The organism is Streptomyces sp. NPDC054863, assembly GCF_053610825.1.
Genome location: NZ_JBSGZD010000081.1, coordinates 22,310 through 28,817, shown reverse-complemented (window position 1 = coordinate 28,817; position 6,508 = coordinate 22,310). Strand labels below are relative to the sequence as shown.

At 72.0% G+C, this 6,508-nt stretch carries 5 protein-coding genes and 1 pseudogene; 5 read left to right on the top strand and 1 reads right to left on the bottom strand.

Annotated features, from left to right (window positions below; all coding sequences use genetic code 11):
- Nucleotides 1-44: 44 nt before the first annotated feature.
- The 4 genes from rlmN to ACWGIG_RS17130 all read left to right on the top strand — a co-directional run bounded on the left by rlmN (nt 45) and on the right by ACWGIG_RS17130 (nt 5,239).
- Nucleotides 45-1,151: a 23S rRNA (adenine(2503)-C(2))-methyltransferase RlmN gene (gene rlmN, locus ACWGIG_RS17145; protein WP_453322419.1), complete on the top strand. Its 1,107-nt coding sequence runs from the start codon at nt 45-47 to the stop codon at nt 1,149-1,151.
- A gap of 231 nt (nt 1,152-1,382) precedes the next feature.
- Nucleotides 1,383-2,486, top strand: a complete 1,104-nt coding sequence (locus ACWGIG_RS17140) for a thiamine ABC transporter substrate-binding protein (protein ID WP_453322422.1) — start codon at nt 1,383-1,385, stop codon at nt 2,484-2,486.
- A gap of 74 nt (nt 2,487-2,560) precedes the next feature.
- Nucleotides 2,561-4,180: an ABC transporter permease gene (locus tag ACWGIG_RS17135; protein ID WP_453322421.1), complete on the top strand. Its 1,620-nt coding sequence runs from the start codon at nt 2,561-2,563 to the stop codon at nt 4,178-4,180.
- An 18-nt stretch (nt 4,181-4,198) separates the two neighbouring features.
- Entirely contained in the window at nt 4,199-5,239 is a 1,041-nt protein-coding gene (locus tag ACWGIG_RS17130; RefSeq protein ID WP_453322418.1) for an ABC transporter ATP-binding protein, read from the top strand.
- 40 nt (nt 5,240-5,279) lie between these two features.
- Here the strand turns inward: ACWGIG_RS17130 and ACWGIG_RS17125 are convergent, their stop codons facing one another.
- The gene (locus ACWGIG_RS17125; protein ID WP_453322417.1) at nt 5,280-6,056 is read right to left on the bottom strand and encodes a hypothetical protein; all 777 of its coding nucleotides are present in this window, start codon (nt 6,054-6,056) and stop codon (nt 5,280-5,282) included.
- Here ACWGIG_RS17125 and ACWGIG_RS17120 point away from each other — a divergent pair.
- Nucleotides 5,980-6,474 (top strand): annotated as a pseudogene (locus ACWGIG_RS17120) (glycosyltransferase 87 family protein); the annotation flags it as partial. The gene ACWGIG_RS17125 and the pseudogene ACWGIG_RS17120 sit on opposite strands and share 77 nt — an antisense overlap.
- Nucleotides 6,475-6,508 lie beyond the last annotated feature (34 nt).

Below are 6,508 nucleotides of genomic sequence, written 5' to 3'. Positions count from 1 at the left end.
GGACGGCGGGCCCCTTGTCGTACATCTGAGACACTGGTATGACCATGCCTGTACCCGGAGAACTCACTTTCGTCGCGCCCCGCGGAGCCAAGAAGCCCCCGCGGCACCTCGCCGACCTCACGCCCGCCGAGCGCAAGGAGGTCGTCGCCGAGATCGGCGAGAAGCCGTTCCGCGCCAAGCAGCTGTCCCAGCACTACTTCGCGCGGTACGCGCACGACCCGGCCCAGTGGACCGACATCCCCGCCGGTTCGCGGGAGAAGCTGCGCGAGGCGCTGCTGCCCGAGCTGATGACGGTCGTGCGCCATCTGTCGACCGACCAGGAGACCACGCGCAAGACGCTGTGGAAGATGCACGACGGGACGCTCGTCGAGTCCGTGCTGATGCGGTATCCGGACCGGGTGACGATGTGTATCTCGTCGCAGGCGGGCTGTGGCATGAACTGCCCGTTCTGTGCGACCGGGCAGGCCGGTCTCGACCGGAACCTGTCGACCGCCGAGATCGTGCACCAGATCGTGGACGGCATGCGGGCGCTGCGCGACGGCGAGGTTCCCGGCGGTCCCGCGCGGCTGTCGAACATCGTCTTCATGGGGATGGGCGAGCCGCTCGCCAACTACAAGCGCGTCGTCGGCTCGATCCGTCGGCTGACCGACCCCGAACCGGACGGCCTCGGCCTTTCGCAGCGCGGGATCACCGTCTCCACCGTGGGCCTGGTGCCCGCGATGCTGCGCTTCGCCGACGAGGGCTTCAAGTGCCGCCTCGCCGTGTCGCTGCACGCTCCGGACGACGAGCTGCGCGACACCCTGGTGCCGGTCAACACGCGCTGGAAGGTGCGGGAGGTACTGGACGCCGCGTGGGAGTACGCGGAGAAGTCCGGCCGCCGGATCTCCATCGAGTACGCGCTGATCAGGGACATCAACGACCAGGCGTGGCGCGGTGACCTGCTGGGCCGACTGCTCAAGAACAAGCGGGTGCACGTCAACCTGATCCCGCTGAACCCGACGCCGGGGTCGAAGTGGACCGCTTCGCGTCCGGAGGACGAGAAGGCGTTCGTCGAGGCGATCGCGGCGCACGGAGTGCCGGTGACCGTGCGGGACACCCGTGGCCAGGAGATCGACGGGGCCTGCGGCCAGCTGGCGGCGTCCGAGCGTTAGTGCGTTCGAGCCTGGTTGTACGCTGGGCCGCACATTTGCATATTCCGACAGGGGAGCGCCACAGCGCTGAGAGTGCAGTCCGTACTGCAGACCCTCTGAACCTTGCCCAGGTCATTCTGGGTAGGAAGTTCGGTCGTTACTCAAGCTGTTGCGCCCTGCCCACCTTTTCCCAGGTGGGCAGGGCCGCGTCTCTTCCTGGTCATTTCCAGGAGGAATTCACCAGTGAGCACCATCAAGCCAGTGAGCAGCATCAAGAGGCTCGCGGCGATTTCCGTGGCCGCCGCGCTCGGCGTCAGTACGCTCGCCGCCTGTGGCGGTTCGTCCGACGGTGGCAAGAAGACCGAAGGGGTCAGCTCCAAGACGGTCACGCTGGTCAGCCACGACTCGTTCGCCGTCTCGCCCGCCGTGCTCAAGGAGTTCACGAAGCGATCCGGCTACACCGTCAAGGTGCTGAAGAGCGGCGACGCCGGAGCCGCCCTCAACCAGGAGATCCTGACCAAGGGATCACCGCGCGGCGACGTCTTCTTCGGCGTCGACAACACCCTCCTCTCGCGCGCGCTCGACAACGGACTGTTCCGGTCGTACGAGGCGAAGGGCCTGGACCGCGTACCGGCGGACCTCCAGCTCGACAAGGGCGAGCACCGGGTGACGCCGGTCGACACCGGCGACATCTGCGTCAACTACGACAAGAAGTACTTCGCCGACAAGAAGCTCGCACCGCCCAAGTCGCTCGACGACCTGATCAAGCCCGCGTACAAGAACCTCCTCGTCACCGAGAACGCCGCGACCTCCTCACCGGGGCTCGGCTTCCTGCTCGCGACCGCGGGGCAGTACGGCGACGACGGCTGGCAGGGCTACTGGCAGAAGCTCAAGGACAACGGCGTCAAGGTCGTGGACGGCTGGGAGCAGGCGTACAACGAGGAGTTCTCGGGCTCCGCGGGCGGCAAGAAGGCGAAGGCGGACCGGCCGCTCGTCGTGTCGTACGCCTCCAGCCCGCCGGTCGAGGTGCTGTTCGCCGACCCGAAGCCGAAGGAGGCGCCGACCGGTGTCGCCACCGGGACCTGCTTCCGGCAGGTCGAGTTCGCCGGGCTGCTGGACGGCGCGAAGAACGAGGCGGGCGGCAAGGCGCTCCTCGACTTCCTCATCGGCAAGGAGTTCCAGGAGGACCTGCCGCTGAAGATGTTCGTCAACCCGGCGGTCAAGGACACCAAGCTTCCCGAGGTCTACGCCAAGTTCGGCGGGGTCGTGGACAAGCCCCTGACGGTGCAGCCCAAGAAGATCGCCGACAAGCGTGAGCAGTGGGTCAAGTCGTGGTCCTCGCTGGTGAACAAGTAGCCAAGGACCGGCCGGGCGCCCGTGGTGGCGCCCGGCGGGGTTCCTGGCGCGGGAGCGCGGTGCGGCTCGGCCTGATGGCCGTGCCCTTCGCGTTCTTCGTGCTGTTCTTCGCCCACCCGGTCGTCGCGATCGTGGGGCGCGGGCTGAAGTCCGGCGGCGCCTGGCAGCTCGGGCGGATCGGGGAGGTGCTGGGCGACCCGGACATCCTCGGTGTGCTCTGGTTCACCACCTGGCAGGCGCTCGCCTCGACCGCGCTCACCCTGCTGCTGGCGCTGCCCGCCGCGTACGTCTTCGCCCGGTTCGACTTTCCGGGCAAGCAGCTGCTGCGGGCCGTGGTGACCGTGCCGTTCGTACTGCCGACCGTGGTCGTGGGCACCGCGTTCCTGGCGGTGCTGGGGCGCGGCGGGCTCCTCGACGAGCTGTGGGGTCTGCGGCTCGACACCACCGTGTGGGCGATCCTGCTCGCCCACGTCTTCTTCAACTACGCGGTCGTCGTACGGACCGTGGGCGGCCTGTGGTCGCAGCTCGACCCCCGGCAGGAGGAGGCCGCCCGGGTCCTCGGCGCGGGGCGCCTCGCGGCCTGGCGGCGGGTGACCCTGCCGGCGCTCGCGCCCGCGGTGGCCGCCGCCGCACTGATGGTGTTCCTGTTCACCTTCACCTCCTTCGGCGTCGTACAGATCCTGGGCGGGCCCGCGTACTCCACCCTGGAGGTGGAGGTCTACCGGCAGACCGCGCAGCTCCTCGACCTGCCGACCGCGGCCGTGCTGACGCTGGTGCAGTTCGCGGCGGTGGGAGCGATCCTCGCCGTGCACGCGTGGACGGTGCGGCGCCGGGAGAGCGCGCTGAAGCTCGTCGACCCGGCGCAGACGTCGCGCAGGCCGCGCGGCGCCGGGCAGTGGGCACTGCTCGGCGGGGTGCTCGCGACCGTGCTCGTACTGATCCTGCTGCCTCTGTCCGTGCTGGTCGAGCGGTCGCTCGACGGGCCCGAGGGGTACGGCTTCGGCTACTACCGGGCGTTGCGGTCGGTGGCCGACAGCGGCGGGACCTTCCTGGTGCCGCCGCTGGAGGCGGTCGGGAACTCCCTGCAGTACGCCGTGGTGGCGACCGCGATCGCGCTGGTCGTCGGCGGGCTCGCGGCTGCCGCCCTGACCCGGCGGGCGGGGCGCCTGGTGCGGGGCTTCGACGCGCTGCTGATGCTGCCGCTGGGCGTCTCCGCGGTGACGGTGGGCTTCGGCTTCCTGATCACCCTCAACAAGCCGCCGCTGGACCTGCGCACCTCCTGGATCCTGGTGCCGCTGGCCCAGGCGCTGGTGGGCGTGCCCTTCGTCGTACGGACCATGCTGCCCGTGCTGCGCGCGGTCGACGGGCGGCTGCGGGAGGCCGCGGCGGTCCTCGGGGCGTCGCCGCTGCGGGCGTGGCGGGAGGTCGACCTGCCGCTGGTGCGGCGGGCGCTGCTGGTGGCGGCCGGGTTCGCCTTCGCCGTCTCGCTGGGCGAGTTCGGCGCGACCGTCTTCATCGCGCGGCCCGACAACCCGACGCTCCCGGTGGCCGTGGCCCGGCTGCTCGGGCGGGCGGGCGACCTCAACTACGGGCAGGCGATGGCCCTCAGCACGATCCTCATGGTCGTGTGCGCGGTGTCGCTGCTGGTGCTGGAACGCATCCGGCCCGACCGATCCGTGTCCGGGGAGTTCTGAATGAACGGGGAGTCCCGAATGACCGACGCCGTGCGGCCTCTGCTGGGGCTGGAAGCTCTCACCGTACGGTTCGGGGCGCGGGCGGCGCTCGACGCGGTGGACCTGCGGGTGGCCGCGCACGAGATCGTCTGTGTGCTCGGGCCGAGCGGCAGCGGCAAGTCGACGCTGCTGCGGGTGGTGGCCGGCCTCCAACCGCCGGATGCGGGGCGGGTGTTGCTGGACGGCGCCGACCAGGCGGGGGTGCCGGTGCACCGGCGGGGGGTGGGCCTGATGTTCCAGGACCACCAGCTCTTCCCCCAGCGGGACGTGGGCGGCAACGTCGCCTTCGGTCTGCGGATGCGGGGCGCGGGACGGGCCGAACAGGAGCGCAGGACCGACGAGTTGCTGGACCTGGTCGGGCTGCCGGGCGCCCGGCGGCGGGCGGTGGCCTCGCTCTCCGGCGGCGAACAGCAGCGGGTCGCGCTCGCCCGGGCCCTGGCCCCGCAGCCCAGACTGCTGATGCTGGACGAACCGCTGGGCCAGCTCGACCGCGGCCTGCGCGAGCGGCTCGTCGTCGAACTCCGCCAGCTCTTCGGCCGGTTGGGAACCACCGTCCTCGCCGTCACCCACGACCAGGGGGAGGCCTTCGCCCTGGCGGACCGGGTCGTCGTCATGCGGGACGGCCGGATCGCCCAGGCGGGCACCCCCCTCGACGTCTGGCAGCGGCCCGCATCGGAGTTCGTGGCCCGCTTCCTGGGCTTCGACAACGTGGTGGCGGCCACGGTGAGCGGCGAGGCGGCCGACACGGTGTGGGGCAAGATCCCGGTCCCCGCCGGCTCTCCGCAGGGGGAGACCCGGCTGCTCGTACGCCCCGGTGGCGTCCGGCTCGTGCCGGTCGCGGACGGCCTGCCCTGCACGGTGGTCGCACGCACCTTCCGCGGCACCCACGTCGCCGTACAACTGCGCCCGGCGGACGGCCCGTTGCTGGAGGCCGAATGCGCGCTGCGGGACGCCCCGGCGGGGGGCGCCGGGGTCGGGGTCGCGTTCGCGGCGGACGAAGTCGTGCTCCTGGAGGGGTGACCGGCCCCTGCCGGGCTTTCGGCGGGCCGACCGACCCCTGTCATGCCACGGGGTGACCCGGAGGTTGGCACCAGGGTGTGACGCGGCGTCGGCGGCCGGCCCCGCACCGTGGCCGCATGAGCGATGCGACGGCAGTGGTCGACGGCGAACGGCGTGTGCGGCAGGGGGAGTTGGGGGCCAGGAGGGCCCGCCTCGCGTGGGCGGGTTGGGTCGGATGCGGCGCGCTCTGCCTGCTCTTCGGTCTTGTCTCCGGGCTCGGGCCGCACCGGGTGTGGGGGCTGACGGCCGCGCTCGGGTACGGGGCGGCCGGGTGGGCCGCGGTCCGGCCGCGAGCGGTGTCCGGTGTGCGGCTGAAGCCCGTGGTGGTGGCGCTGGTGGGTGCGGTGGCGCTGCCGCTGACCGCACTTGTGCTGACCGGGCAGGCGCAGCTGGAGGTGCGGGTGGTCGAGCGGTCGGCGGAGTTGCTGATGGCCGCGGGCAGTCCGTACGTGGCCGACCCGGTGGTGACGGCGGACTTCAATCCGTATCTGCCGGGGATGGCCGTCTTCGGGTTGCCCCGTGTGCTGTTCGGCGAAGGCCCGTTGGCGGTGCTGGGCGATGCCAGGTGGTGGATGGCGGCCGGGTTCCTGGGCGCGCTGCGGGCGGCCTCGCGGTGTGCGGCGGCGCCGGGGAAGGTGGCCTCGTGGCGTGCGACCACGGCGTGGAAGGCGGCCTCGCGGCGTGCGACCACGGCGTGGGAGGTGGGATCGCGGCGTGCGGCGGCGCCGTGGATCGCGGTCTGTCCGTTGGTGGCGCTGCCGCTCGCCGTCGGCGGCATCGATCTGCCGGTGGTGGGGCTGATGTGCCTCGGGGTCGCCCTGGCGGGACGGGGCAGCGCCGGGTGCGCCGGGCTGGTGCTCGGGGTGGCGGCCTCGATGAAGTGGACCGCATGGCCTGCGCTGCCGGTGGTGCTGGCGCTGCTGGTGGTGTGCGCGGGACGGCGGGCGGCGGTGCGGTGCGCCGTGGCCGCGCTCGGTGTGGCGGGGGTGCTCGTGGTACCGGTGGTGCTGGCAGGGCCGGGGGCGTTCTACCGCAACGTGGTCGCGTTCCCGCTGGGGCTGAGCGGCGTCGAGTCACCGGCGGCCAGCCCGCTGCCGGGGCATCTGCTGGCGGAGTACGTACCGGGCGGGACGGTCGTCGCCATGGTCCTGCTGGCGCTCGGCGCGCTCCTCGTCGCGGTGTCGCTGGTGGCGAGGGTGCCGCGGACGGTCGGTGCGGCGGCCGTACGAC